Raw genomic sequence first — 25,027 nt, 5'->3', positions numbered from 1 at the left:
GGCAGAATTCGCCCACTGGATAGTGCCTTTTGGCAATTCACAATTGCCGATTGGCGGCCGTTTCATCACCGCGCAACTGCGTCTGCACTTCGGCCCACAGGTGCATTACTTGAGGCTGAGGACCTCGTCGATCGGGCGGCCGTTGACGAACACTCGGGCGTTCGTGGCCCCGGCCGCGGCCATGGCGGTGTACTCCAGCTGTGCCTTGGCGCGCGGGATGTCGCATACGCCGCCCAGCACGAACTGCCCGGTGAGGTAGATCGTGATTGTGCCGCCCTCCAGCTCACCGCCGGCGTAGCTGAGGTTCGACTGGTACAGGACATTCACGAGCCCTGACAGTCCGACGTTGCGGTTCTTGTTCGCGAGCAGGGTCCCGATACTGGGGCCCACCTGGTCCGTGAAGCGGACCGGGGCGGTGGTCGTGGCGACGAGGCTGTCGCCGCAGCCGATCCTTGGCCCTGAAATGCCGTTGTCGTCGATGGCGACGTAGTAGATGGTCAGCGGGGCCACCTGTTCCGGGAGCCCTGTGGGTGTTGGTTCCTGCGCGGCCGGAGGGCTCGCGGGGGTGGACGACGGCGGGGCAGCCGCTTTAGGAGTCGTGGTGACCGACGGGCTGGCCGCGGACGGTCCCGCTGTCGTGGGAGACGCGGACGGGCTCGCTGTCGTGGGCGACACGGTCGACGTCGCGGTCGGGGCGGCGGAGCTGCTTGTGGGCGCCGGGGTCGGCGGGCCGAAACAGGCCGAGAGCGAGAACAGGGTGCAGAGCCCGAGAACGCTGAATGCCGTAAGCCTGGGCCTGGTCATGATGCCCCCTTTTGTGCGGGCCCAGCATTTTCGGAGCCCAGCTTCAACCTACGCCGGAACCGCCCTCCAAAACAGGGACTTTAGTCCGACGCCAAGGCACGCTCACCCGGCCGGACGGGTTAAGCACCCCCGGCGAAACTAGGCGGCCTGGCCATTGTTCGGTATGACGGCGGGCGATACGATGCTGCCGGGGAGAGGTCCTGGTTTCGCTTGATTGCCGTTAGGGGCCACCCAATGACTGACTTCTTCACTATGCAGCCCGGCGAGACCGCAGCTCCGCTACCACCTGGGCCCGTTCTTTGCACCGGGACGGCGGCCATGCGGCGCATCCACCGCTTTTTCCTTTGGGCCTATGACGAGGCACCGGGCCTTGTGCGTTCCGCAGCGGCCGGTGACACCTCCCGCGCCGCCTACGTGGGCGAAGTACTCGGCAACTTCGACAAGGTGCTGCATATCCACCACGAGGGCGAGGACCTGCTGATGTATCCGCGACTGACGGAGCGAGCACCGGCGTGCGCGTTGCACGTTGCGCAGATGCTCGAGCAGCACCGGCAGGTCACACAACGGCTTGAGGGAATCGAGCCAATCCGCCTCCGATGGATGGAGACGGCTGACGCAGAGGCCGGTGAGGAACTCGCCACGCGCTACGAGGACCTGTCCGCAGTCCTCAAAATGCACCTGCGCCGCGAGGTCACTGAGGTAATGCCCGCTGTGGACAGGGTGATGGACGAGAAGGAAATGAACGGAGTTGGCCAGCACGGGATCGAGCAGTTCGACAAGAAGTTCATGGTCGCCTACCTCGGCATGGTGCTTGCCACGAACCCTCCCGCAGACCGGAAGGAGCTGTTCAAGGAGATCCCTCCGCCGGTCCGTCTTGCTTACCGTCTCGTGGGGCGCAGGATGTACCGGCGGCAGTACTCCACACTCTTCCCGGGGCGCACGATTCCCGCCACACTCTAAAAGACGATGATTTTCCTAGTCCCCTTAATCGGGATCCTGTTTTGGATTGCAGCACTCGTCGTGGTCTCGGTCCTGCTAGGTGTTATCTGGAGCGTGCTCGGTCTCCTCGTCGGCCTTGAGGAGGTTATGCACCGGCTCACCGGGCGGAAGACAGCTGCCAACTCCAAGCGGAGCGTGCCCCGCGGGCAGTCCACGCGGAACTCGGCCCGGGGGCCTTCCGGGCCGATCCCGCCGCCGAAAACCGCTGCCAGCTCCAGGCGCAACACTCCTCCCGCCCCCGAGCAGGCCGCGGCCGGGACCACCATCAAATCTGACATCTGGCCCAGGTGGACCCCGTCGCGCAGGCGGGACGTAGACCGGGAACTGGCCCTCTGGCAGGAGCGGTTCGACGCCCTGAACTCCCCCAAGTAGTCATGACGACGGCGGGCGGCCGGCTTTGCTGCCGGCCGCCGTCGTTAGTTAGTTGTTCTGCCGACTGTTAGATGCAGGCGGGCTGATAGGCCGGGTCTGCAGGACCCGAAGGCTTGCCAAGTGCATGGGCCACAATCTGGTGAACCACCGGGTCGTTCGGCGTCTGGTCGTGCTCGAAGAGATCGGCCGGGCACTTGTCCTGGATGGTGATGTTCGTGACCTGTTGTGCCGCGCCGCTCAGGAACTGGCTGTTGTAAGGAATGACCACTTCGTCGTGGACCGTTGAGATGACGGTGTACGACGGTCCTGCCACGGTGTCGCCGACGGAGTTGAGCTTCTGCATGAATGCCGATCCCGCCTGCTGGTCGGCGCAGGCTGCACAGCCCAGGCCGGTGTAGTCCGGATCCTGTACAAATCCCGGCGGCGGGACGATGACGCCCTCGGTGCCGTGGTTGGAGGGTGCGATGCCAATGAGCTTATGGACGTTCTTGGCACCGCCGAGGAAGCCCATGTAGTAGCGGGGCATCATTCCGCCCTGGCTGTGGCCCACAAGATCCACCTTCTTGGCGCCGGTGGCAGCACGCACCGCGTCCACGAACGGGGCAAGTTCCTGCGCGGAGTCGGCAACCGGGGCGGTGGCGTATACGCCGTTCGTCTCGCCGTAGTTGAGGGCGAAGACGCAGTACCCGGCGCTCTTGAGGTACGGCGACAAGGTGGACCAGTTCTTCGCCATGCTCTCAAACGTTCCAGGCACCAGGATGACCGGATACGGATGCTCGGCGGTTGGTTTGCAGGACCAGTCGTTGGCTCCCGGCGGGGCAACGTCCAGGGTGCCCGCTTGGGCTGGAGTAACCGTGAGGGACCCGGCAAGGACGGCGGCTGCGGCGATGGACAGAGCTTTGGATAGCAGTGACATAGAAACCTCTTTGTTTACGTGTCAGCGGGGGCGGCCGGCGGTGATGGTCGTTAGTGGCCATCACGCATCGGCCGGGTTTCCATGCTAGGCAGCACTGCCGTTCCACCTGGGCCGGGCTGCACGAACGTGCGCCAAAAAAGCATCACAAGGCGGAGCACTCTCCCCCGCCGCAAACAGCCCAAATTGGAATGTTGTTACTGGTCAGTAGCTGTTTCGCCTGCATTTAGCCCTTGAGAGAGCTCTCATGGGCCTGTGCACAAACGTGCATCTCCAGCACAATCCGTTCACAGATGGCAGGCCGTTATCCGCCCGCCATCTACCGGTCCGGCCGCAGCGCGAAGAACCGCAGAGCCTTGTCGGCAATCAGCTCAGGGCGGTGGTCTGCGAGGAAGTGGCCCTCGCCGGGAAGGATCTCCGTGGTCACGTTGCCCCCGTGCCCGGGCCGGTGGCCCATCTCCTGAAGAGTCGCGGACGGCTCACTGGCACCGATGAGGGCGAGGGTCGGCACCGTGAAGTCGCGTTTGGCGTACGCCCCGAAAATGATGGCCATGAACGCCGGGAGGATCGTGCCGCGGTAGAGGGCTGAGCCTGCCCGCGCCCTCTCGGGCTGGGCCATCCCAACCCCGTAGAGCTCCATGTCCTCCTCCGCCACTCCGCCTGCGGGCTCGAAGGCCGTGAAGAGGTGCCGCGTGAACTTATCGTTCCGCTGGAGACGCGGACCGATTATTGGAGCCGCGAGCGCGAAGGCGTGCCAAAGCTTGGGGAAGAGCCCCAGCAGCCTGGCGTTTGGCCTGATGTGCATGTCAGGGGTACCCGTGACAACAAGCGCCTCGACCAGATCGGGCCGTTCCATGGCCAGGAGCTGGGCAACAACGGAACCCCAGTCATGAGTGAGAAAACGCGCCCGCGGGATATCCAGCTCGCCCATGAGCAAGACGATGTCTTCGATGAGGGTCCGTGCGTTGTAGCCGTCCGCAGGTGCATCGGTCCAGCCGAAGCCGCGCTGGTCTACGGCAATCACCCGGTAGTGCTCGGCCAGGCGGGGAATGACGCCGTGCCACTCCCACCAGTGCTGCGGGAATCCATGGAGCAGGAAGACCGGCTCCCCGTTCCCGGCCTCCGCGATATGCATGTTTAACCCGCGCACGTCGATCCACCGGTGGGTCACACCGTCGAGCTGCGGCATGGCCGCGACTGTGCCTGGCATGAAACCCAAGGTATTACCCATAAGCCGGCCCTGTCACCACTTTATGGTGGAAGAGCAAACCGCTACGGAACGCCGGCCGCCTGTTCCGCTGCTGCCAGAGTCTGCGAAAACCTGTCCACAGCCAGTTTGTAGTCCGCCGGGTTGCCTGTGGTTCTCTCTTGATCAGCGGTGTGCCTGGCCCGGATCATTGCCGAGGTTGTCGGGAGGGAGGCATCAGTCATGGCGGGAAAATCGAACTGCAATTGAGGGTCCATCTCGTATTGGCGCCATCGGCGCTCAAGCAGATCGTGACGGTCGGCAGTACGCCCGTACTCCCTGACATCCGCGAGGGAACGGTGAGCCAACAACCCCGCGTCGGCGCCCGCGGCCTGGGACACCGTCCTGACCGCCTCGGACTGGCGGCCAAGGGCTTCTTCGGTCCCCAGCACCAACGGGGTAACGCCCTTTTGGATGAACTGGGCGTTGTACTGGTACGCCCGGATCTCCGCCGGCGTCATGTAGTCCAGGTCGCCGGGAGATTTCCTGGCCAGCTCCTTGGAACCATAGCGGCTCGCTACGCTGCTGCGAGGGACCGGGAAGAGGAACTTTCCCACGAAGAAGCCGATAGCGATGGCAATCCAAAACGCCAAGCTGGGAAAATCCAACGCTGATGCCGCAACCGCCGCACCCACAGTGCAAGCGGCGTGGCCACCCGAAAAGAGGACCTTGGTGCGGCCGAGCCGGTACACCCGGCGGGGACGGTCCAGTTGTTTCTCGTGGAATGCCTTGAGCGTGGCAGTCCATTCGCTGGCGTTGCTCACCAGTCACTCTCCTCAGTCATGATGACGACATCACTGTCGACGCTGACACCGGAGACGTGCTGCTGCTCGGCCGTGCCACGGGCAAACTCCGACACCGGTGCAGGACTTGACCGGTACGGCCCCCCTGCCCAAAGATACCTCTGCGGAACCGCAACCCGGACGCGGTAGTGGTAATGACAACGAGTAACTCCGGACCAAAGCCACCTCGACAATCCTTGTCACGCAGTTAACCGCCCATTCATATCTCCCTCAGAACCTGTCCAACCAGCCTCCCTACGGTCTCATCCATGGATAACATCTCACGCAGATCCCTTCTTTCCGCCAGCCTTGGGGCCGGCCTCGTGGCCGCCCTGCCGGGTGCAGCGTTCGCCACGTCAACCGCGGACGACGCCGGTCTCCGCACCGATCCGTTCATGCTCGGCATCGCTTCCGGCGAGCCGTGGCCGGACGGCTTCGTGATCTGGACCCGTCTGGCTGTTGCCCCCGTAGCGGAGGACGGTCTGGGCGGCATGCCCTCCCGCAACGTCGCGGTGGCGTGGGAAGTGGCTGAAGACGCAAGCATGCGCACTGTGGTAGCCCGCGGCGTCGAGCACGCCCGGATTGAAACCGCCCACTCGGTGCACGTCGAACTCAAGGGCCTGCGGCCCGGGCGGGAATACTTCTACCGGTTCCGCGCCGGCAAGCACATCAGCCCGGTGGGACGCACCCTCACCAGCCCGGCGCTGCATGAGACGCCGGCGGTGCTGGCCATGGCGTTCGCCAGCTGCGCGCAGTTCGAGCACGGCTACTTCACCGCGTACTCCCGGCTGGCCGAGGACCACCCGGACCTGGTGCTGCATTTGGGCGATTACCTGTATGAGTACAAGAAGGACAGCTACGTGATCGGCGGCGGCAACCCGCGCGACCATGAGGGCCCCGAGACCACCAGCCTGGCCGGCTACCGGCAGCGGCACGCGCAGTACAAGGCCGACGCCGACTTGCAGGCCGCGCACGCGATCGCCCCGTGGCTGGTGGTGTGGGATGACCACGAGGTGGACAACAACTGGGCGGACGACGTCCCGGAGAACAAGGACGCCGGGCAGCTGAACGACACCACCGAGCATTTCCGGCAGCGCCGCGCCGCCGCGTTCCAGGCGTACTACGAGAACATGCCCCTGCGGGCCTCCTCGGTGCCGGCGGGTGCCGACATGAAGATCTACAGGACCTTGCAGTGGGGCCAGCTGGCTAACTTCCACATGATGGACACCCGGCAGTACCGGGACGACCAGCTTGCTGGCGACGGCTGGAGGAAGAACGTCACAGAACGCCTCGCCGAGGACCGCACCATCACCGGCGCGGAGCAGGAAACGTGGCTGCTGGACGGGTTCAGGAACTCTACCCAGCGCTGGGACATCCTGGGCCAGCAGGTCTTCTTCGCCGAAAAGGACAGGAACGCCGCGCCCGAGATCGACGACGTCTCCATGGACGGGTGGGACGGCTACGCCGCCTCCCGCCGCCGCATCACCCGGGGCTGGGTGGACGCGAACGTCCGCAACGCCGTCGTCCTCACCGGCGACGTGCACCGCAACTGGGCCAACGACGTCAAGGTGGACTATAAGGACCCCGCCTCCCCCGTGGTCGGCTCCGAACTGGTCTGCACCTCCATCACCTCCACCGGCAACGGCACCGGCTCCACAGTCGATCCGGTAATGCCCTGGAACCCGCACCTGAAGTTCTACAACGACAACCGTGGCTACGTGAACACCCGCATCACCAAGGACGCGTTGACCGCGGACTTCCGCACCCTGGACTACGTCACGACGCCGGGCGCCCCCGTTTCCACGAAGGCATCGTTCGCGATCCAGGACGGCGTGCCGGGGCTGCAGGCACGGTAGCCGAAGAACCCCTGCACCAAGGAGGCGGACGACGGCGGACGCGTGCCTGCCGTCGTCCGCCCACTTTCCCGACGGGTTGTTGTCCCCATGGCAAGGCGCGGCGCAGGTGTGACAGCATTCCCTGTGGGCCGGTCAACCGAAGCCCGTCATCAGAACTGGGGGAAAATGAACGGCCAAATGCAACCGCAGCTGATGTCCGGCGTCCGGGCGGCACTCATGATCCTCGGGACAACCCTCATGGCTGGCTGCACGGCACCGCAGCAGCCCAACGTGGTAACAAGCAGTGCCGCGCCGGTCACCAAGGCCCCCGCACCAGTGGCGGAAAGCTTCGCCAAGTACGATGCCCTGCGTGCAGAGCTGACTGCGGCGCTGGAAGCGAAGATGCCGGACATCAGCTGGACCGTGGACAAGCCGGCCACCTTGGCCAGGCTGAAGGACGGCAGATGCATGCTCTACCCGCAAACCATGAAGAGCAGCGCCGACGTGGTGGAGCCATCCAACCAGTTCGCTGACATTTTCGCCGCTGGTGACCCCGTTCTGACGCAGCACGGATTCCCTGCCTTCGATGGAACGGACGCAGTTCCCGGGGGCTGGGTGGTTGCCCGCAGCACGGACGCCGCCGGTGCCACCCTGACGATCGAATCAAAGAGCCCGGCCTACCTGCGCATCAGCGTCCCGGTAGATTCCCCTACGTGCAGCGCGGACGAGATCCCACCAAACTGACGGCGACAGACAAACAACCACTACGGCTTGACGTTATCTAAAAGGGGGACGGGCGGATGCCTGGATTTTATGGCGCCGACATTGAACAGTTGCGGGCACTCGCAAAAACGATGTCGCAGCATTCCGACAAAGTGAACTCGTTGTCCACGGAACTGGGCCAGCTGCTTTCCCGGGCACCTTGGGAAGGGCGTGACGCCGCCGCGTTCCGGGCCGCCTGGCACTCGGAACACTGGCCAACGCTCAAACGCGTTTCCGGCGAACTCCAAAACCAGGCACAGGAACTGGCCCGCAATGCGGACCAGCAGGATCGGGCCAGCACGGGAGCAACTGAGTCTGAAAGTTCAGGAAATCCGGACTCGAACCCTCCCGGGGATCCAGGGCCGTTGGACCCGGAACGCCCCGACGTCGACGTGCCCGGCGACGTCCGCGAGGACCCGGATGCCGGCGATCCCCGCGATATCCGGCAGGGACAAATCGGCGACTGCTGGCTCCTGGCAGGCATAGGCTCGGTTGCCCAGACCCTGGAACGGGAAGGCAAACTTGATGAATTCCTCGCAGAACACATGCGCCCCGTGGGTGATCCGCCCGAGCACTGGGTGGTAACCCTTTACGAAGACGGCAAGCCTGTCGAAGTCACGGTCGAAGCCAAGTCCACCGACGGCGGCGTCCGGGGTGCAGATGGCGAGCCCAACTGGCTGTCCATCTACGAACGCGCCGCGGCGGACCACCGGGGCGGTTCCTATGACGACATCGACGGCGGATTCAGCCACGAAGCGATGGAGCTGATGACTGGCAGGTCTGCGGACAAGGACGGCGAACTGGACCTGGCTGAGATCGAGGACAAGCTCGCCGACGGCCAGGCTGTGTCCGTGGGCACCGAAGACACCAGGGACGACGATTTTGACTGGGTCTGGGAGTCCGACGAAGTCAACCGCACCGACGTCGTTCCCAATCACGCGTACGTTGTGGTTGAGGTGAAAACCAACGATGACGGCGAGAAGGTAGTGGTTCTGGCCAACCCTTGGGGACCGTCCGGCGGCTTCATGACTGGCGACGACGACCGCAAGGCGGGGACCCTGGAACTGACCGAGGACGAGTACAAGGAAAACTTCGATTCCGTGTACTCCGTGGATACGAAGTGAGGATGGCCGTGGAACAGCTCGTAACAGTCAAACAGGGCATGCAGCCCACGTTCGGCGGTGTCCAGGTGGGAATCGTCAAGATCGGCGTGGCTGACGGCGCCCCGGCAATCCAGGTCTGGATTCGGACCGCGGAGCAGGAGCGCAAGCAGGCCTTCCGCGAGGGCCACTCGGTGGCGCTGCCCGGCGCAGGAACCTTGCGGTTCGATTCCATTCAGCCGGCCGACGGCAACACTCCAGCGTCGGCTGTCCTGGCCTACGACGCCGGCAGGGGTTAGAGGGACGCGCCGCCGCAGATCACGTAGTTCTGCCCGGTGATGGACTTGCCGTGCGGGCCCAGCAGGAACGCGGCCAGGGCGGCCACGTCCTCCGGGTCCACCAGGGCACCGAGCGCCGGCAGCTTCACTGGGGTGGCTGATCGGCCGGGATCGTTCAGCATCGGGGTGTCCGTCGGGCCCGGGGAGAGCACGTTGACTGTGATCCCCCGCGGCGCGAGTTCCTGCGCCCACGTCCGTCCCAGCCCCATCAAGGCAGCCTTCGTCGCAGCGTAATGGCTCTTGCCCGGCATCCCCGTCGAGGTGCGGCTGCCCAGCAGCAGCACCCGCCCGCCGTCGGGCATGGACGGCACCAGCGCGTTGGCCAGCGCACTGGCCGCCGCCACGTGGACGGTGAACATGCCCGCCAGCGCGGACGGGTCAAGAGACCCCAAGGGAGCGGTCCGCTGGAACCCGGCGGCGTGCACCAGGGCATCCGCCGGCCGCAGACCCGCCACGGCCTCCGGCAGGGACTCCGGCTCGGCGAGGTCCGCCTGCAGCCACTCGAACTCCCCGTCCAGGGAGGTGGAGCTCCTGCTCAGCCCGGTCACGGCCCACCCGTCGGCGAGCAGCCGGCGGGTAATGGCCAACCCGATGCCCGAGCTGCAGCCGGTGACAACAGCGTGCTTCGTCATTCGTCCCCGCCCGGGGTGGTGGTGCCTTCGTACGCCCACTGCGGGTCCACCCGGACGAACTTGATGGCCTGCCGGAAGTACGTGTAGGCGATGTTCAGGGAACCGTCCGGCCCCTGGTGGATGGACGGGTACGAGTATTCGCGGTTGAGCCCGTCGCGGGAGTTGTTGGACAGGCAGTACCCGTCCCCCACATCCAGGTTCCGCCGGATCGGCCAGGACCGGCCCGAGTCCTCGGAGATCGCCAGAGTCATCGGCGAGCGCGGTGTCCCCCAGAAGGCGCGCTTGACGCCGTCGTCCTCGGAGAAAGCAGCAGCATCCGGCTCGGCCAGCTGGCCCTGCTCCTCGGCCAGGCCGTCGTCGTCAATTTCGTCGTAGAGGGAAAGCCTTCGCTCGGTGTTCTCCTCTGCCCGGCTGTGGTTGTACACCAGGGCCAGGCGCCCGTCCGCGAGCGCGGTGAACTGGATGGAGGAGTTGTTGTTGGGCAGCTCGGTGGGAACCGGCTCGCTCCAGGTGGAACCGTCGTCGGTGGAGCGGGATTCGTAGATCGAGTCGGCCCAGCGGCTGCGGAACAGGGCCAGCAGCGAGCCGTCGGCCACGGGCTGGATGTTCATGTGGACGCAGCCAAGGCTGCCCGGCAGCACGTGCTCCGTCCAGGTGGCGCCGGCGTCGTCGGAGATCATCACGGCGCTGTCGTCACTGTTGCCCACCCACTTCTCCCCCGGCGTGGTGATGCAGCGGAAGATCGGAACGATCAGGCGGCCGGAGGACAGCACCACCGGGAGCTGGCGGACGAAGACGCCGCCGGTTTCGTTCGCGGGGAACAGCGTCTCCACCTCCCCCCAGGTGCGGCCGCCGTCCGCGGACGTACGACGGCGGACCTCGGCGGTGTCCTGGTTGCCCGCCTTCTGCGCCGTGTACAGGAGCCACAGCAGGCCGTTCGGCGCGGTGAACAGGATGGGGTTCTGCTCGGAGCGGGTGGAATCGTCGGAGAGCTGCTGCGGCTCGGACCACTGGCTGCTGCCGGGCTCCAGCGTGGAGAACCAGATGGAAATGTCCGGCACGCCTTCCTGGGTGCCGCCGAACCAGACGCAGCCCAGCCGGCCGTCCGGCAGGGTGAGAAGGTTGGCCGCGTGGCTCTGCACGGTGGGCGCCGGGAGGTAGGCGAAGTCTGCGCCGTCGGCCCGCTTCACGGCCCCGTCCGGGGTGATGGTGCTGTAGCTGTCCGTAGTGGTGTTCTGCATCGGGATCAGCCTTCCTTGGTTCCGGCGTCGGAGCGGGCGGCGGAGCGGGCGGCGTCGAGGTGGGCCTTCGCGATCTGTTCCAGGTGCGTGAGGTCCGAGGCGACGGTGGTGAAAGTGTAGCCCTGGCGCAACCGGAGTGCCGCCACCTCCCCCGCCGGGGTGTGGATGCCGGCGGCGATGCCCGCGGAGGCGGCGGCCTCGGCGATGGTCTCCAGCGCGGCGTTGAATTCGGTCTCGATGGCCGGGTCCCCCGGGAAGGCGCCGCCCACGGCGATGGCCAGGTCCGACGGTCCCACGTAGATGCCGTCCAGGCCGGGGGTGGCGCAGATTTCCTTGACGTTGGCCAGGCCGTCCGGCGTCTCGATCATGGCGAACACCAGGGTGGCGGCGTTGGAGTCCGCCGGCTTCGGCCCGATGCGCAGTGCCGAGCGCATGGGCCCGTAGGAGCGGCCGCCCATGGGCGGGTACTTGGCGGCGGCCACCGCGGCGGCGGCGTCCGCGGCCGTGTTGACCAGCGGCACGATGACGCCCACGGCGCCGGCGTCCAGCGCCTTGCCGATGGCCGTCAGGTTGTTGTCCTCCACCCGGACCATGCCGACGGCGGTGTGCCCGGCGTCGATGGCCATCAGCCCGTTCAGCACGCCCGAGTAGCCGAGCAGTCCGTGCTGCGCGTCCAGGGCCACATAGTCATAGCCCAGCCGGCCGATGCGTTCGGTGGCCACGGGCGCGTCCAGCACAGCCCAGTAGCCCACTGCCTGTTCCCGGGCGCGGATCTTGCGGGCGAATTCGAGGGCCAGTTCGGATGTCATCAGAGTCCTTCAGTTTCGGTGATCGGTTCAGGAAGCAAGTAAGAGTCAGCGGTTGTAGGCGGGCATGGGACCGCGGAGTTCGGTGCCCACGGCGTCGCAGGCTTCTACGACGTCGGCGGGAAGCGGCCCGTTGGCCACGGCGGCGATGTTGGCCTGGAGCTGTTCCACCTTGGAGCCGCCCAGCAGCATGGAGCCCACGCCGTCGCGGTAGGCCAGCCAGCGCAGCGACAACTCGGCCAGCGTGATCCCCGCACCGTCAGCGATGCCGGAGAGCTCCTCGATGGCGACGAAGAGCTGCCGGTCCCAGTAGCGCTGGGTGTACATGGCGGCCAGCTTGGAATCGCCGTAGCGGCCCTCGGTGGGCTTGGCGTCGAAGCTGTGCTTACCGGTGAGCAGGCCGCCGCCCAGCGGGTTGTAGACCATGGTGTGCACGTTGTGGGAGGCGGCGAATTCGAGGTACTCCTCTTCCACCCGGCGGGCCACCAGGTTGTACAGCTGCTGCGCGACGACAGGGCGCGGGGCTCCCACTTCACGCGCCGTGTGGATCACATCGGCAATCTGCCAGGCGGCGAAGTTGGAGACGCCCAGGGCGCCGATCTTCCCTTCGGCAAACAGCTCGGCCACCGTGGCCAAAGTGTCGTGCAGGGGTGTGATGCGGTCCGGCTGGTGCAGGTAGAACAGGTCGATGCTGTCCACGCCGAGCCGGCGGAGGCTGCCTTCCACGCTGTTGCGCAGCCCGGCCGGGGACAACGGCGAGTGTTGGCCGTGGTCCGGGTGCGGCATGCCGGCTTTGGAGGCGAGGATGACGTCGCCGCGCCGCCCCTTGAGGAGGCGCGAGAGCATTTCCTCGGTGGTTCCCCCGACGTAGGCGTTGGCGGTATCGATCGTGGTGATGCCGGCGTCGAGCGCTTCCTCCACCATCCGCCCCGCGGTGGCCTCATCGACCGTGTCGCCGAACGTCATGGTCCCCAGGACCAGCCGGGAGATGGGAAGTTTCAGGCCGTCCACCTGGGCGCCTTCGGGCTGCTTGCTCATGCGTTGATTCCTTGCGGTTGCGTGTTTCGAAAAGTACGGAAGGGGTCAGGCCTGGGCTCAGTTCGATTGCCCGCTGAGGGCCAGGGAGCGGACCAGGTGCCGCGGCTTGAGGCCCGTCATGGTGGAGGGGTCCAGCGCGGCACGGCGGAGTTTGCGGGTGTAGTCCTCCTTGGGGGCGGTCAGGACGGACGCGGTGGAGCCGTGTTCAACCAGCTTGCCGCGCTGCATCACCATGACCGTATCGCTGATTTCCTGCACCACGCCAAGGTTGTGCGAGATGAAAACGTACGTGATTCCGGTTTCGTCCTGGATTGATTTCAGCAGCCGCAGCACCTGGGCCTGCACGGAGACGTCCAGCGCGCTGGTGGCTTCGTCGCAGACCAGCAGTTCGGGCTTGGACGCGAGCGCCCGGGCGATCCCGATCCGCTGGCGCTGGCCGCCGGAGAACTCGGAGGGGTGCTTGTCCAGGGACTTGACGGGCAGGCCCACCTGGTCGATCAGCGAGGCGGCCGCCTTGTGCCGCTCCGCCTTGGACCGGACGCCCTGCAGCTTCAGCGGCTCGGCCACGATTTCCTGGGCCGTCATGTGCGGGTCCAGGGAGCCGTACGGGTCCTGGAACACCATCTGGAACTTGGAGCGCAACGGCCGCAGCTTCGCCTCGCTCATGGCGGCGATGTCCGTGCCGTCCAGGTCGATGCGCCCGCTGGTGGGGGTCACCAGCCGCATCAAGGCCTTAGCGATGGTGGACTTTCCGCAGCCGGATTCACCCACGACGGCGATCGTCTTGCCTTTGTCCACGGAGAAGGACACGTCGTCGACGGCCCGGAAGGTGCCGCCGGGCACGTGGTAGTCCACCACGAGGTTTTCGACGGCGAGGAACGGCTTCGTCATGGCTTTGCTCCAGTTGTGGTCAGGGTGGTGGCTGCGGGGGTTTCGTCCCAGGGGCCCAGGACGGGCACGGCGGCCAGCAGCGCACGGGTGTACTCGGTGGCGGGGTGGTCCACAATCTGCTGGACCTCGCCGGACTCCACGAAGGAGCCGTCCTTCATCACGTGGATGCGGTCCGAGATCAGCCGGGCCACGCCGAGGTCGTGCGTGATCATCAGGATGCCGATGCCGCGCTGCTCCTGCAGCTCCAGGAGCAGGTCCAGGATGCCGCCCTGCACGGTGACGTCCAGGGCCGACGTCGGCTCGTCCGCCACCAGCAGCTGCGGCTCGCTGGCCAGGGCGATGGCGATGAGCACGCGCTGCAGCATGCCGCCGGAGAGCTGGTGCGGGTACTTCTTCAGCTGCTTCTCCGGGGTGGGGATGTGCACCTGCTCCAGCAGCCGGACGGCCCGGGCCTGCAGGGCGCCCTTGTCCTTGGCGGACGCGGCGCCGGCGATCCGGATGGCCTCGAAGAGCTGGCTGCCGATCGAGTGGACCGGGCTGAGCGCCGTCATGGGGTCCTGCGGGATCAGCGCCAGGGTCTTGCCGCGCACCTTGTCGATCGCCTTGGGGTCCGCGGTGACGTCGACGCCGTCGATCAGCACGGTGCCGGACAGCACCGCCAGGTCCTCGGGCAGCAGGCGGAGGATGCCCATCGCCGTCGTCGATTTGCCGGAACCGGACTCACCGATGATGGTGACCGTTTCGCCCCGGTGGATGCTGAAGCTGACGGAGTCGACGGCGCGGATGATGCCGGCGTCGGTGATCAGTTCCACCTGGAAGTCGCGGACCTCCAGGAGCGGCTGCTCCGTGAAAGTAGTTTGTGCGGTCATGTCAGGCACCCTTCTTCTTGCGGCGGGGACGGTCGCGGAGGCCGTCGCCCAGCAGGTTCACGCCCACCACCATGAGCACGATCACCAGGCCGGGCAGGGTGACCATCCACCAGGAGGTGGTGATGTAGTCCTGGCCGTCGGAGATGATGCGGCCCCAGGTGGCGAAGGGGCGCTGCGGGCCGGCACCCAGGAAGCTGAGCGCGGATTCGAGCAGCACAGCCTGGGCCAGCAGGAGGAGCACCACCAGGGTGGCCTGCTTGATGACGTTGGGGATGATGTGCTGGACCAGGATCTGGATCCGGTGCAGGCCCAGGATCCGGGCGGCGGAAACGTACGGCTTTTCGCGTTCCACCAGCACCATGGAGCGGGTGAGGCGGGCCACTTCGGGCCATTGGGCGATGGCGATCACGAAGGTGATCACCGGGATGGAGGGGCCGAACAGGGCCACCACCAGCAGCAGCATCATGAGCAGCGGCAGGGACATCTGGGCTTCGAGGAGGCGGGAGACGATGGTGTCCACCCAGCCGCCGAAGTAGCCGGCGGCCGCGCCGAGGATGATGCCGATGGCGCCGGAGACCAGCACGGCCAGCACGCCGATGGTCAGCGAGACCTGGCCGCCGTGCAGCACCCGGGAAAGCAGGTCGCGGCCCAGCTGGTCGGTGCCGAACAGGTGCCCGTCCGTGAACGGCGGCAGGCGCCGGGCGGAGAGGTCCTGGAAGTTGGCGTCCGGCAGCGGCAGCACCTGGGCCAGGATTATCGGGATGATCACCAGCAGGGTGCAGACGGTGCCCACGATGAGCTTCCATTTGGCGGCATTACGACGGCGGGTGGCGCCTGCCTTGGCGATGTCCGCCTTGGTGACGGCGCTCGGGCTGGGCTGCCGGGCCGGCTGCCCGGCCGGGATTCCGGCGGTTGCGGTGTCGCTGAGGCTCATGCTGTTGCCGCCTTTCCAAGACGAACGCGGGGATCAAGAAGCGGGTAGGCGAGGTCGATGAGCAGCTGGACGCCCACGGCCAGCAGCGCGGTGAGGAGCACCGTTGCCTGGATGAGGGGGTAGTCGCGGGTTTCCAGTGCCCGGACAATCAAGGAGCCGACGCCGGGCCAGGCGAACACCACTTCCACCACCACCACGCCGTTGAGCATGGCGGCGAACCGGGTGCCCAGGGCGGTGAACACCGGGATGGCGGAGTTGCCCATGGCGTAGCGCCACGTCAGCACGGAGTTCTTGACGCCGCGGGAACGGGCCACCGTGAGGTACGGGGCGGCGAAGTTGGCGGTCATTTCCCGCCGGACCATCCGGGAGATCAGCGCGATCTGCAGGATGGCGATGGTGATGGTGGGGAGCACCAGGCCGCCCCAGGTGGCGAAGCCGGACGCCGGGAAGATCGGAATCAAAACGGCGAAGCCGGTCAGGAGCATGATGCCGGTCCAGAAGTCGGGCATGGACTGCCCGGCGATGGTCAGCACGTTCATGCCGAGTTCCTTGCCGGTGTCCGGGCGGCGGGACATCCACACGCCCAGCGGGATGGCGACGACGGCGGTGAGCAGGATGGAGGCGGTGGCGAGGGTCAGCGTGTAGGGCATCCGCTCGGCCACCACCTGCAGGGCGGGGGCCTGGAAGGAGTAGGACTGGCCCAGGTTGCCGGTGAACAGCTGCTGCAGGAAGATCCAGTACTGCTCCAGCACCGGCTTGTTCAGGCCGAACTGTTCCCGGACGGCGTCGAGCTGTTCGGTGGTGGCCAGCGGTCCGGCGTAGGAGACGGCGGGATCGCCCGGGGCCATGCGGATGAGGACAAAGACGGTGGACACCGTAAGGAACACGGTCAGCAGGCCCTGTCCCAGGCGCTTCAGGATGTAGTTCGTCATGGCTTAGGCCTCCAGCCGTGCATCAACGAGCGGGTAGGAGTTGGTGGGTGCCAGGTTGATCCCGGACACCCGGTCCCGGTGGGCCAGGACGGATTTGGGCACGAACGCCCAGGCGCAGGGCCAGGTGTCCCAGATGGCCTGCTGTGCCACGGCCATCAGTTCCTGCCGGCGGGCCGGGTCCACCTCGGAGGAGGCGGCCTGGATCTTGGCCTGCACCTCGGGGATCACGTAACCCTGGTAGGTGTCGCGGGTCTTTTCCTTTTCCGGGGTGCCGGCGTACATGCCCTGCATCATGGTGATGGCCAGGCCGGTGGGGCTGCTGAAGCCGTTGCCCAGCAGGTCCCAGTCGCCCTGCTTGCCCTGGCGCCAGGCCAGGATGTTGCCGCCGGGTTCGAACTGCTGGAGTTCGGTTTTCACGCCGATGGCGCCGAACATCTCCACCAGTGCCTCCATCACCGAGGTGTCGGAGGCGAATTCGCCGGTTTCCCAGATGATCTTGAGGGTGAGGTCCTTGACGCCGAGCTCCGCGAGCCTTGCTTTGGCCTTCGCGGGATCGTAGGTGTAGGTGCCGGTCTTGTGGTAGCCGGTGAGGCTGGCCGGGGTGACGCCTTCGGCCGCGCTGACGGAGTCCACCAGCACGTCCTTCACCAGCGCCTCGCCGTCGATGGCCCAGCTGAGGGCCTCACGGACACGGACGTCGGCCAACGGGTGGCCGGCGGGCTTGCGGAAGTTGTAGAAGATCTGGTTCAGCCGGAGGCTGGAGGCTTCCTTGAGTTCGACGCCGGGAAGTCCGGCGAGCTGTTCGCGCGAGTCGGGGGTGATGGAGTCGATGATGTCCACCTCGCCGCTGCGCAGCGCGATGACGCGGCTGGATTCCTCGGGGAGGAACCGGACTTCCACGTTGTCCACCTGCGGCGCCGGGCCCCAGTAGTTCTGGTTGCGGGCCAGGCTGTAGGTGCCGGCACCGCGGTTGAACTTGGTGACCACGTACGGGCCCGTGCCCAGGCCGTCCTGCAGTTCCTCCGGCTTGTTCTGCGCGGCGGGGGTAATCAGGATCATGCTCATGAGCGAGTCCAGGATGGGGACGGGCTTCTTGGACACCATCTTGAAGGTGCGGTCATCCACCGGCACCACCGCGGGGAATTCGGGGAAGAAGCCGGCCACGAAGGAGCCCTGCACCTGCTGGTACATCTTCAGCGCGGTGGCCACGTCCTCGATCCTGACGGGGCTGCCGTCCGAGTAGCGGATGCCTTCGCGGAGCCGGACGGTCCATTCGGTGGGGCCGGTCATCTCGAAGCGGTCCGCGAGGACCAGGACGGGCTTGGTTTCGGGGCCGATGGCGGTGAGGCCCTGGCGGACGGAGCGCTGCACGGTGACGGCGGCGTCGAACTGGTTGAGCTTGTTGTCCAGGCTGACCAGGGACCGGTTGAGGGCCAGGGTCAGGGTGCTGGGGCCCGGCAGTCCGGTGGGGCCGGCGCAGCCGGCGAGGCTTCCTGTGCCCAGCAGAAACCCTGCCGCGGCGCCGAACTGCAGCAGCCTGCGGCGGGAAATCTCACTTCCTTGAGGAAGAACGGTCATCGTTGACCTCTCGGTTTGTACGGGGACGGCGGCCTGCCGGTTGGCTGCGCCGAATGTTGTCTCCATCACTTTGCCACTCCTGCGCAATTTGCGCAACCCTGCTAGCGCGATTCGCGCAACCGTGTCAGAATGAATGCATCCCGCACCTGGCGGGGTCCAATCGACTAGTGCGTGGAGAGGAGCAATGTGGCTTCGGTATTTGTGCAGGCCGACGATTTCTCCGGCGCCGCCGAGGTTGGCTACTGCTTTGTGCAGCACGGGCTGTCCGCGCAGGTGCTGCTCGGCACGGGCAACACTGAGGGAACGCACGACGGCGGCGCCTCCTTCCCGGGGCAAGCCACCGACGTGGTGGTCACCGATACGCATTCGCGCGGACTTTCTGACGCCGCTGCCGGAGCGCTGGTGACGGAGGCTTTCTCCGGTCCTTCCGCTGCGGGAGCCCAGGTTTTTTTCAAGAAGATCGACTCGCTGTGGCGCGGCAACGTCCGCGCCGAAATTGCCGCACTGACGGGCCTGGGCCACCACGCAGTTGTTGCGGGAGCACTCCCCCAGCTGCAGCGTTCTGTGCGTGACGGCAAGCCGTTGATCGCCGGGACTCCCCTGGCGCAGACGGAGCTGTGGCAGGCCGAACTGGCCGCACCGCCCGCTGACATTCCTTCCTTGCTCCGCCCGGAGGACCCGGCCTCGGTGCACACTTTGGACCTGGCCGCGGTGCGGTCCGGCTCGCTTCCCGCGAAGCTGGCCGGGCTGCTGGAATCCGGGCGGCCCGCGCTGCTAGTGGCTGACGGCGAGACCGTCCAGGACCTGGAACACGTGGTGGACGCCCTGCTGGAGCTCGGCTTCAGTGCCGGCGGCCGGCGTGTGGTGCTCGTGGGTACGGGCGGAACCGCCGACGCACTCGCGCAGCGGCTGGCTGCGAAACTTGCGCGGAATGCGCAAAGCGGGGTTCTGGCTGAAGTAGCCGCCGCGGAACCTCACCCAAACAAGAGGCCGGTGCTCGCCGTCGTCGGCTCCGCGTCCGGAACCGCGCAGTCACAGCTGGCGCAGCTGGAAGCGCAGGGCTTTACGGTGGTCCGGCTGCACCCGCTGTACGCGGGCGCCACCGGGGCGTATGAGCCGCAGCTCGAGGAAACCCGGCAGCTACTCAAGGCGGGCAGCAACGTGGCCATCACGCTGGCCGCCGGAAAAGTGGACCCGGCGAAAGCGGCCGGCATCGTCCGGGCGCTGTCCGCCTTCGCCGCCGAGGCAGCAAAGGACGCAAAAGCAGACCTGATCCTCACCGGCGGCGAGACGGCCCGGGAAGTCCTGGACGCCGTCGGACTCCACACCCTGGTGCCGCTCGCGGCCGTGCAGCACGGGGCGGTGCTCAGCCGCGCCGGGGACGGAACGCTGGTGGGCACCAAGCCCGGCAGCTTCGGCGATGACCTGGCCCTCTTACAGCTTTACGACGAAATCCGGGAGCGCCGCGGCACGTCCGCGCAGGCTCCCGCCACCACCCTTCCCAGCAAGACTTCCGAACGATCTGGAGCAGACATGACCACCGAAGCAACAAGCAAGACCGAGCAGAACGCCCTCCCCTACGTGGCCGTCACCATGGGCGATGGCGCCGGGGTGGGGCCGGAGGTGGTGGTGGCCGCCGTGCTGGATCCGCAGAGCAACGCCGAGTGCCGGCCCGTTGTGATCGGCGACGCGCTGCGGCTGCGCCAGGCCGCTGAGGTCCTGGGTATCGAGGCGGACATCGTGACGATCGAGAACGTGGAGGACGCGGTGTTCACGCCGGGCCGGGTGAACGTGATCGACCTGGCGCTGCTGCCGGAGGACCTGGCGTGGGGGAAGCTCTCCCCCGTGGCCGGCCATGCCGCGTACGAGTACATCCGGGTGGCCAGCGAGCTGGCGATGGCCGGGCGGGTGCAGGCCATCTGCACGGCACCGCTGAACAAGGAGGCCCTGCACGCCGCCGGCCACATCTTCCCCGGGCACACCGAACTGCTGGCGCAGCTGACGGGCACGGAAGAAGTGTCCATGATGCTCTCCACGCCCAAGATCCGGGTGATCCACGTGACCACGCACATCGGGCTGATGGACGCCATCCGCAAGATCAACCCGGACCTGGTGGAGCGCACCATCCGCCGCGGCCACGAGGCCCTGGTCCGGGCGGGCATCCCGAACCCGAAGATCGGCGTCTGCGCCATCAACCCGCACGCCGGCGAGAACGGTCTGTTCGGCCAGGGCGAGGAAGCGGAGAAGATCGAACCCGGTGTGAAGGCGGCGCAGGCTGCCGGGATCGACGTCACAGGCCCGCTGCCCGCCGACACGCTGTTCTTCCTGGCCGGCCGCGGCGATTACGACCTGGTGGTGGCCATGTACCACGACCAGGGGCACGGGCCGGTGAAGGTGCTGGGCATCGAGGCCGGCGTGAACATCACGGTGGGCCTGCCGGTGATCCGGACGTCCGTGGACCACGGCACCGCCTTTGACATTGCCGGCAAGGCGATCGCGGATCCGCGCAGCATGGTGGAGGCGCTGCACCAGGCGGCGGAGATGGCCACGCGGCCTGCCGTGGCCGTGTAGCAGCACTGTTTTGTTGGGGGCCGGAACTAGCATGGTAAGCACGCCCACGCAAAGGAGACCGGGAATGCTGAGCGCAAATGCCAGGCGCGAGGAGATCTACCACCTTGCCGTGACCACCGGCCTGGCGTCCGTGGAGGAACTGTCCGCCCGGTTCGAGGTGACGGCCTCCACCATCCGCCGGGACCTGGCGCTGCTGAACGGGCAGGGCCGGCTGGCCCGCACCTACGGCGGGGCCATGGCGCTGGGTGCGCATCCGGAGGCGTCGCTGCGGCAGCGCACGGGCGAGGCGTTTGAGCAGAAGCATGCGATCGCCCGTTGGGCGGCGTCCGTGATCCGGCCCGGGGAGAACATCCTGCTCGACGCCGGCTCCACCGTGGGTGCCCTGGCCCACGAGCTGCGGGGGTTCGAAAAGCTTTCCGTGACGACGCCGGGCATCAACACCATGCAGGAGCTGGCCGATTCCGAGGGCATCGAGGTGGACTGCCTCGGCGGCCGGCTAAGGAGCCTAAGCCAGAGCTTCGTCGGGCCCCTGGCCGAGGCGGCGCTGGAGCGGATGAGCTTCGACCGGGTGTTCCTGGGCGCCGACGCCGTCACCGCCGAGGACGGCATCTGCGAAGCCGACCACGCCCAGACCCGGCTCAAGGAGCTCATGGCCCGGCGCGGCCGGGATGTGTACGTGCTGGCGGACTCGTCCAAGCTGGGCCTGCGGCCTTTTCATGCGTGGGCTCGGCTCGCGCTGCCCTGGACGCTGGTAACGGACGACGGCGCGGATCCGGCGCAGGTGCAGAAGTTCCGGGACGTTGGAGTTCAGGTGGAGGTGGCCGCGGTTCCCGGCGGACCGGTGGTTGAGCCTTAGCTCGCGGCGGGCAGTGCGTCGGGGATCCGAGGTTTGGTATTTCCGGCGAAGGTGAACTTGGCATCGTCGCCTTCGCCGTCCACGTCCACCACCACGATGTCGCCCGGGTGGATTTCGCCGAAGAGGATCTTCTCGGACAGTTGGTCCTCGATTTCGCGCTGGATGGTGCGGCGCAGCGGCCGGGCACCCATGGCCGGGTCGTAGCCGCGGGTAGCCAGGAGCACCTTGGCAGCCTTGGTGAGCTCGATGCCCATGTCCTTGTCCGCCAGGCGCTTCTCCAGACGGCCGATCATCAGGTTCACGATCTGGATGATCTCGTCCTGGGTCAACTGGGGGAAGACGATGACGTCGTCAACACGGTTCAGGAACTCGGGGCGGAAGTGCTGCTTGAGCTCTTCGGTAACGCGGGCGCGCATCCGGTTGTAGCCAGTCTGCGTGTCCGTGCCGGATTGGAAGCCGGTCGCGACGCTCTTGGAGATGTCCCGCGTGCCGAGGTTGGTGGTCATGATGATCACGGTGTTCTTGAAGTCCACCACCCGGCCATGGCTATCGGTCAGTCGGCCGTCTTCGAGGATCTGCAGGAGGGAGTTGAAGAGGTCCGGGTGGGCCTTCTCCACTTCGTCGAACAGGACCACGGAGAACGGTCGACGCCGGACTTTTTCGGTCAGCTGCCCGCCCTCGTCGTAACCGACGTAGCCCGGAGGGGCACCGAAGAGACGCGACACCGTGTGTTGCTCGGAGTATTCGGACATGTCCAGCGTGATCAGCGTGTCTTCTTCGCCGAACAGGAACTCCGCGAGGGCCTTGGCGAGCTCGGTCTTGCCGACGCCGGTGGGGCCGGCAAAGATGAACGAGCCGCCGGGACGCTTCGGGTCCTTCAGGCCGGCACGGGTGCGGCGGATAGCCCGCGAAACCGACCTAATCGCCTCATTCTGGCCCACGACGCGCTGGTGCAGCTCGTCTTCCATCTTCAGCAGACGCGAGGATTCCTCCTCGGTCAGCTTGAAGACCGGGATGCCGGTGGCGTTCGCCAGCACCTCGGCGATCAGCTCCTCATTGACCTCGGAGATGTCGTCCATGCCGCCCGCCTTCCACCGGCGTTCCTTCTCTCTACGCTGCGCTACGAGCTTCTGCTCCTGGTTGCGCAGCGAAGCGGCGTCCTCGTAGTCCTGGGCGTCAATCGCGGACTCCTTCGCCGTCCTGAGTTCGGCGATGCGCTCGTCCATGGCCTTCAGCTCCGGCGGGGCTGTCATCCGCCGGATGCGCAGGCGCGCACCGGCTTCGTCGATGAGGTCGATCGCCTTGTCCGGCAGGAAGCGGTCCGAGATGTAACGCTCCGAGAGGTTCGCCGCGGCTACCAGCGCGCCGTCGGTGATGGTCACGCGGTGGTGCGCCTCGTAGCGGTCACGCAGGCCCTTGAGGATCTCGATCGCGTGCGCAACCGAAGGCTCCTTGACCTGGATCGGCTGGAAGCGGCGCTCCAGCGCGGCATCCTTCTCGATGTGCCTGCGGTAGTCGTCAAGGGTGGTGGCACCAATGGTCTGGAGCTCGCCTCGCGCCAGCAACGGCTTCAGGATCGAGGCCGCATCGATCGCACCCTCGGCGGCACCGGCACCCACCAGGGTGTGGATCTCGTCAATGAACAAAAGAATGTCCCCGCGGGTGCGGATCTCCTTAAGGACCTTCTTCAGCCGCTCTTCGAAGTCACCGCGGTACTTTGAGCCGGCCACCACGGAGCCCAGGTCCAGGGTATAGATCTGCTTGCCTCGGAGAGTCTCCGGGACATCGCCACGGACGATCGCCTGGGCGAGGCCTTCGACGACGGCGGTCTTGCCGACGCCCGGTTCACCGATCAGCACGGGGTTGTTCTTGGTGCGGCGGGAAAGGACCTGCATAACGCGTTCCATTTCCTGTTCGCGCCCGATGACCGGGTCCAGCTTGTTCTCGCGCGCAGCCTGCGTCAGGTTGCGGCCGAACTGGTCCAGGACCACGGAACCGGCAGGAGTACCCTCCGGCTGGCCGCCCTCGCCCGCACCGGTGGTCTCCTTGCCCTGGTAGCCCGAGAGCAGCTGGATGACCTGCTGGCGGACCCGGGTGAGGTCGGCTCCGAGCTTGACGAGCACCTGGGCGGCCACGCCTTCACCCTCGCGGATGAGCCCCAGCAGGATGTGCTCCGTGCCGATGTAGTTGTGGCCCAGTTGCAGGGCTTCACGGAGTGCGAGCTCCAGCACCTTCTTCGCGCGCGGCGTGAAGGGGATGTGGCCGGCCGGCGACGGCTGGCCCGGGCCGAGAATCTCCTGCACCTGCTCGCGGACGCCGTCGAGCGAAATGCCGAGGGACTCAAGAGCTTTGGCGGCAACGCCTTCACCCTCATGGATCAGACCCAAGAGGATGTGTTCGGTACCGATGTAATTGTGGTTCAGCGTGCGTGCCTCTTCTTGAGCAAGCACCACGGCGCGTCGGGCTCGGTCCGTAAATCGCTCAAACATTTTCGCCACACTCCTGGCTGCCGCTTACTCTGATGCTACGTTGCCGCAGGCCCCCATGGGGTGTTCGCCGGAGACAGGATACAGCGAGCCAGGTTCCGTGACTTTCCCAGGCAAGAGGCAAGTCTTTCGCCGTCTATCCGGCACTTCACGGCGAGCGATTTTCTGCCGCAATAGCAGCCCCTGCAGGACGCAACGCAGCAAGTCCCATCGCCGGCCACATTGGACACCGAATAAGGACACAGGGAATCGTCGCGGCCGTGGACCCCACCATCACCGGCGCCGAGCAGGAGAAGTGGCTCCTGGACGGGTTCCGGTATTCCACGCAGCGATGGGACGTCCTGGGCCAGCAGGTGTTCTTCGCCGAGCGCGACGGGCGACGTGCACCGGAACTGGGCCAATGATCTCAAGGTGGACTACAAGGACCCGGCTTCACCGATGGTCGGTTCCGACGGCGGGCGTACGTCACGCTAGACGACGCAGTTGCCGTCGGCGAGCGCCAGCCGCTTCCCTAGTTGCCGGGGCGTCCTGCCCTGGTTGCAGGTTCAGCCGCGGTTGTAACGGGCAAGTGCTTCCTTGTAGACAGCGGCAATTTCATGGTCGCCCCTGTCGGTGTATTTGGCGATGATGTTCGCGAGGTCGCGTTTGATGACCAAATGCGCGTCATATGGTTCACGAGGACGGCGAACGTAATCGTTCATGATGTCCCACCCACTTGCGCCTCTTCGCGCTCCAGCAGATAGCGAAGAAATGCCGCTTGGTTGTCGATTTCCCGCTGTTTGCGCGGGGAAACCCAATCCAGCAATTCTTTTTCGTTAACCATGATGCTCACTCCTTCCGGTTATGAATTGATGGTCATCCCGTCCAGGCAAGATCCGCGAAAGTTTCAGGCAAGATGGGCGAAGGTCTTGTCGGCGGCAGCCTTGGCCCGGCCGAACACGACATTGAGCGGGCACTTTTCCTCAGTGGAGGCGTCGCCTGTACATCGATCCGTAGGGCTTGTCCAACAAACGCGTCACACCCTGCAGTACGCTGGAATTCC

General features: G+C 66.3%; 24 protein-coding genes and 1 pseudogene. 9 read left to right on the top strand and 16 right to left on the bottom strand.

Features of this window, described 5'->3' with window-relative positions; genetic code table 11:
* Positions 1-105: 105 nt before the first annotated feature.
* Entirely contained in the window at positions 106-804 is a 699-nt protein-coding gene (locus ACSQ1X_RS05450; RefSeq protein WP_436056948.1) for a hypothetical protein, read from the bottom strand.
* A 234-nt stretch (positions 805-1,038) separates the two neighbouring features.
* Here ACSQ1X_RS05450 and ACSQ1X_RS05445 point away from each other — a divergent pair, with 234 nt between their 5' ends.
* Together ACSQ1X_RS05445 and ACSQ1X_RS05440 are read left to right on the top strand one after the other, a co-directional pair.
* Complete coding sequence (locus tag ACSQ1X_RS05445) at positions 1,039-1,764, top strand: hemerythrin domain-containing protein (RefSeq protein ID WP_436056947.1); 726 nt, start codon at positions 1,039-1,041, stop codon at positions 1,762-1,764.
* A 6-nt stretch (positions 1,765-1,770) separates the two neighbouring features.
* The gene (locus ACSQ1X_RS05440; RefSeq protein ID WP_436056946.1) at positions 1,771-2,175 is read left to right on the top strand and encodes a hypothetical protein; all 405 of its coding nucleotides are present in this window, start codon (positions 1,771-1,773) and stop codon (positions 2,173-2,175) included.
* Positions 2,176-2,242: 67 nt separating this feature from the next.
* On the opposite strand, the gene ACSQ1X_RS05435 is transcribed toward ACSQ1X_RS05440, so the two are convergent.
* The 3 genes from ACSQ1X_RS05435 to ACSQ1X_RS05425 form a co-directional block, all read right to left on the bottom strand.
* Positions 2,243-3,091: an esterase/lipase family protein gene (locus tag ACSQ1X_RS05435; protein WP_436056945.1), complete on the bottom strand. Its 849-nt coding sequence runs from the start codon at positions 3,089-3,091 to the stop codon at positions 2,243-2,245.
* Positions 3,092-3,407: 316 nt separating this feature from the next.
* Positions 3,408-4,298 carry an alpha/beta fold hydrolase gene (locus tag ACSQ1X_RS05430; RefSeq protein ID WP_436056944.1) on the bottom strand — a complete coding sequence of 297 codons (891 nt, stop codon included), beginning with the start codon at positions 4,296-4,298 and terminating at the stop codon, positions 3,408-3,410.
* A 62-nt stretch (positions 4,299-4,360) separates the two neighbouring features.
* Entirely contained in the window at positions 4,361-5,098 is a 738-nt protein-coding gene (locus ACSQ1X_RS05425) for a hypothetical protein (protein ID WP_436056943.1), read from the bottom strand.
* A gap of 287 nt (positions 5,099-5,385) precedes the next feature.
* Between ACSQ1X_RS05425 and ACSQ1X_RS05420 the strand changes: the two genes are divergently transcribed.
* The 4 genes from ACSQ1X_RS05420 to ACSQ1X_RS05405 all read left to right on the top strand — a co-directional run bounded on the left by ACSQ1X_RS05420 (position 5,386) and on the right by ACSQ1X_RS05405 (position 9,112).
* A complete protein-coding gene (locus tag ACSQ1X_RS05420) occupies positions 5,386-6,972 on the top strand; it encodes an alkaline phosphatase D family protein (RefSeq protein WP_436056942.1) in 1,587 nt (528 codons plus the stop codon).
* Between the two features lie 177 nt (positions 6,973-7,149).
* Positions 7,150-7,695 carry a hypothetical protein gene (locus ACSQ1X_RS05415; RefSeq protein ID WP_436056941.1) on the top strand — a complete coding sequence of 182 codons (546 nt, stop codon included), beginning with the start codon at positions 7,150-7,152 and terminating at the stop codon, positions 7,693-7,695.
* 56 nt (positions 7,696-7,751) lie between these two features.
* Positions 7,752-8,837 carry a C2 family cysteine protease gene (locus tag ACSQ1X_RS05410; RefSeq protein WP_436056940.1) on the top strand — a complete coding sequence of 362 codons (1,086 nt, stop codon included), beginning with the start codon at positions 7,752-7,754 and terminating at the stop codon, positions 8,835-8,837.
* Between the two features lie 8 nt (positions 8,838-8,845).
* Positions 8,846-9,112 carry a hypothetical protein gene (locus ACSQ1X_RS05405; protein ID WP_156372316.1) on the top strand — a complete coding sequence of 89 codons (267 nt, stop codon included), beginning with the start codon at positions 8,846-8,848 and terminating at the stop codon, positions 9,110-9,112.
* Here ACSQ1X_RS05405 and ACSQ1X_RS05400 read toward each other — a convergent pair.
* From ACSQ1X_RS05400 to ACSQ1X_RS05360, 9 genes are read right to left on the bottom strand one after another with little or no spacing between them, the layout of a single operon-like run.
* A complete protein-coding gene (locus ACSQ1X_RS05400; protein WP_436056939.1) occupies positions 9,109-9,783 on the bottom strand; it encodes an SDR family NAD(P)-dependent oxidoreductase in 675 nt (224 codons plus the stop codon). The genes ACSQ1X_RS05405 and ACSQ1X_RS05400 overlap by 4 nt on opposite strands.
* Complete coding sequence (locus tag ACSQ1X_RS05395; protein WP_436056938.1) at positions 9,780-11,024, bottom strand: sialidase family protein; 1,245 nt, start codon at positions 11,022-11,024, stop codon at positions 9,780-9,782. Before ACSQ1X_RS05395 ends, ACSQ1X_RS05400 begins: the two co-directional genes overlap by 4 nt.
* Before the next feature lie 5 nt (positions 11,025-11,029).
* On the bottom strand, positions 11,030-11,833 hold the full coding sequence (locus tag ACSQ1X_RS05390) for an HpcH/HpaI aldolase family protein (RefSeq protein WP_436056937.1): 804 nt from the start codon (positions 11,831-11,833) through the stop codon (positions 11,030-11,032).
* A gap of 45 nt (positions 11,834-11,878) precedes the next feature.
* On the bottom strand, positions 11,879-12,868 hold the full coding sequence (locus ACSQ1X_RS05385; RefSeq protein ID WP_436056936.1) for an aldo/keto reductase: 990 nt from the start codon (positions 12,866-12,868) through the stop codon (positions 11,879-11,881).
* 57 nt (positions 12,869-12,925) lie between these two features.
* Positions 12,926-13,759 (bottom strand): ATP-binding cassette domain-containing protein, encoded by an 834-nt coding sequence (locus ACSQ1X_RS05380; protein ID WP_436056935.1) that lies wholly within the window; start codon positions 13,757-13,759, stop codon positions 12,926-12,928.
* Positions 13,756-14,628 carry an ABC transporter ATP-binding protein gene (locus tag ACSQ1X_RS05375; RefSeq protein WP_436056934.1) on the bottom strand — a complete coding sequence of 291 codons (873 nt, stop codon included), beginning with the start codon at positions 14,626-14,628 and terminating at the stop codon, positions 13,756-13,758. Before ACSQ1X_RS05375 ends, ACSQ1X_RS05380 begins: the two co-directional genes overlap by 4 nt.
* 1 nt (position 14,629) lies before the next feature.
* Positions 14,630-15,562 (bottom strand): ABC transporter permease, encoded by a 933-nt coding sequence (locus tag ACSQ1X_RS05370; protein WP_436056933.1) that lies wholly within the window; start codon positions 15,560-15,562, stop codon positions 14,630-14,632.
* Positions 15,559-16,494 (bottom strand): ABC transporter permease, encoded by a 936-nt coding sequence (locus ACSQ1X_RS05365; protein ID WP_436056932.1) that lies wholly within the window; start codon positions 16,492-16,494, stop codon positions 15,559-15,561. Before ACSQ1X_RS05365 ends, ACSQ1X_RS05370 begins: the two co-directional genes overlap by 4 nt.
* 3 nt (positions 16,495-16,497) lie before the next feature.
* On the bottom strand, positions 16,498-18,138 hold the full coding sequence (locus ACSQ1X_RS05360; RefSeq protein ID WP_436059267.1) for an ABC transporter substrate-binding protein: 1,641 nt from the start codon (positions 18,136-18,138) through the stop codon (positions 16,498-16,500).
* Positions 18,139-18,258: 120 nt separating this feature from the next.
* Between ACSQ1X_RS05360 and pdxA the strand changes: the two genes are divergently transcribed.
* Positions 18,259-20,643, top strand: coding sequence for a 4-hydroxythreonine-4-phosphate dehydrogenase PdxA (gene pdxA, locus ACSQ1X_RS05355; RefSeq protein WP_436056931.1), 2,385 nt, complete (start codon positions 18,259-18,261; stop codon positions 20,641-20,643).
* A 64-nt stretch (positions 20,644-20,707) separates the two neighbouring features.
* Positions 20,708-21,499: a DeoR/GlpR family DNA-binding transcription regulator gene (locus ACSQ1X_RS05350; RefSeq protein ID WP_436056930.1), complete on the top strand. Its 792-nt coding sequence runs from the start codon at positions 20,708-20,710 to the stop codon at positions 21,497-21,499.
* Here ACSQ1X_RS05350 and ACSQ1X_RS05345 read toward each other — a convergent pair.
* Positions 21,496-23,988: an ATP-dependent Clp protease ATP-binding subunit gene (locus ACSQ1X_RS05345; protein ID WP_436056929.1), complete on the bottom strand. Its 2,493-nt coding sequence runs from the start codon at positions 23,986-23,988 to the stop codon at positions 21,496-21,498. The two genes, ACSQ1X_RS05350 and ACSQ1X_RS05345, sit on opposite strands and share 4 nt — an antisense overlap.
* 254 nt (positions 23,989-24,242) lie before the next feature.
* On the opposite strand from ACSQ1X_RS05345, the pseudogene ACSQ1X_RS05340 reads away from it, so the two are divergent.
* Positions 24,243-24,438, top strand: a pseudogene (locus ACSQ1X_RS05340) (alkaline phosphatase D family protein); the annotation flags it as partial.
* Positions 24,439-24,530: 92 nt separating this feature from the next.
* On the opposite strand, the gene ACSQ1X_RS05335 reads toward ACSQ1X_RS05340, so the two are convergent.
* Positions 24,531-24,686 carry a hypothetical protein gene (locus tag ACSQ1X_RS05335; RefSeq protein ID WP_181039024.1) on the bottom strand — a complete coding sequence of 52 codons (156 nt, stop codon included), beginning with the start codon at positions 24,684-24,686 and terminating at the stop codon, positions 24,531-24,533.
* Positions 24,683-24,808: a hypothetical protein gene (locus ACSQ1X_RS05330; RefSeq protein WP_436056928.1), complete on the bottom strand. Its 126-nt coding sequence runs from the start codon at positions 24,806-24,808 to the stop codon at positions 24,683-24,685. Before ACSQ1X_RS05330 ends, ACSQ1X_RS05335 begins: the two co-directional genes overlap by 4 nt.
* Positions 24,809-25,027: the final 219 nt, after the last annotated feature.

The organism is Arthrobacter sp. LjRoot78 (assembly GCF_964254335.1).
In the GTDB taxonomy this organism is placed as follows: Bacteria; Actinomycetota; Actinomycetes; order Actinomycetales; family Micrococcaceae; genus Arthrobacter.
Note: the sequence above shows the minus strand (reverse complement) of the source record. Positions and strands in the feature narration are given on the sequence as shown.

Bases quoted from the DNA above. Each gene is read 5' to 3' on its own strand.
- ACSQ1X_RS05450 (WP_436056948.1), bottom strand. From the start codon at position 804: ATGACCAGGCCCAGGCTTACGGCATTCAGCGTTCTCGGGCTCTGCACC.
- ACSQ1X_RS05445 (WP_436056947.1), top strand. From the start codon at position 1,039: ATGACTGACTTCTTCACTATGCAGCCCGGCGAGACCGCAGCTCCGCTA.
- ACSQ1X_RS05440 (WP_436056946.1), top strand. From the start codon at position 1,771: ATGATTTTCCTAGTCCCCTTAATCGGGATCCTGTTTTGGATTGCAGCA.
- ACSQ1X_RS05435 (WP_436056945.1), bottom strand. From the start codon at position 3,091: ATGTCACTGCTATCCAAAGCTCTGTCCATCGCCGCAGCCGCCGTCCTT.
- ACSQ1X_RS05430 (WP_436056944.1), bottom strand. From the start codon at position 4,298: ATGCCAGGCACAGTCGCGGCCATGCCGCAGCTCGACGGTGTGACCCAC.
- ACSQ1X_RS05420 (WP_436056942.1), top strand. From the start codon at position 5,386: ATGGATAACATCTCACGCAGATCCCTTCTTTCCGCCAGCCTTGGGGCC.
- ACSQ1X_RS05415 (WP_436056941.1), top strand. From the start codon at position 7,150: ATGCAACCGCAGCTGATGTCCGGCGTCCGGGCGGCACTCATGATCCTC.
- ACSQ1X_RS05410 (WP_436056940.1), top strand. From the start codon at position 7,752: ATGCCTGGATTTTATGGCGCCGACATTGAACAGTTGCGGGCACTCGCA.
- ACSQ1X_RS05400 (WP_436056939.1), bottom strand. From the start codon at position 9,783: ATGACGAAGCACGCTGTTGTCACCGGCTGCAGCTCGGGCATCGGGTTG.
- ACSQ1X_RS05395 (WP_436056938.1), bottom strand. From the start codon at position 11,024: ATGCAGAACACCACTACGGACAGCTACAGCACCATCACCCCGGACGGG.
- ACSQ1X_RS05390 (WP_436056937.1), bottom strand. From the start codon at position 11,833: ATGACATCCGAACTGGCCCTCGAATTCGCCCGCAAGATCCGCGCCCGG.
- ACSQ1X_RS05385 (WP_436056936.1), bottom strand. From the start codon at position 12,868: ATGAGCAAGCAGCCCGAAGGCGCCCAGGTGGACGGCCTGAAACTTCCC.
- ACSQ1X_RS05380 (WP_436056935.1), bottom strand. From the start codon at position 13,759: ATGACGAAGCCGTTCCTCGCCGTCGAAAACCTCGTGGTGGACTACCAC.
- ACSQ1X_RS05375 (WP_436056934.1), bottom strand. From the start codon at position 14,628: ATGACCGCACAAACTACTTTCACGGAGCAGCCGCTCCTGGAGGTCCGC.
- ACSQ1X_RS05370 (WP_436056933.1), bottom strand. From the start codon at position 15,562: ATGAGCCTCAGCGACACCGCAACCGCCGGAATCCCGGCCGGGCAGCCG.
- ACSQ1X_RS05365 (WP_436056932.1), bottom strand. From the start codon at position 16,494: ATGACGAACTACATCCTGAAGCGCCTGGGACAGGGCCTGCTGACCGTG.
- ACSQ1X_RS05360 (WP_436059267.1), bottom strand. From the start codon at position 18,138: ATGGAGACAACATTCGGCGCAGCCAACCGGCAGGCCGCCGTCCCCGTA.
- ACSQ1X_RS05350 (WP_436056930.1), top strand. From the start codon at position 20,708: ATGCTGAGCGCAAATGCCAGGCGCGAGGAGATCTACCACCTTGCCGTG.
- ACSQ1X_RS05345 (WP_436056929.1), bottom strand. From the start codon at position 23,988: ATGTTTGAGCGATTTACGGACCGAGCCCGACGCGCCGTGGTGCTTGCT.
- ACSQ1X_RS05335 (WP_181039024.1), bottom strand. From the start codon at position 24,686: ATGAACGATTACGTTCGCCGTCCTCGTGAACCATATGACGCGCATTTG.
- ACSQ1X_RS05330 (WP_436056928.1), bottom strand. From the start codon at position 24,808: ATGGTTAACGAAAAAGAATTGCTGGATTGGGTTTCCCCGCGCAAACAG.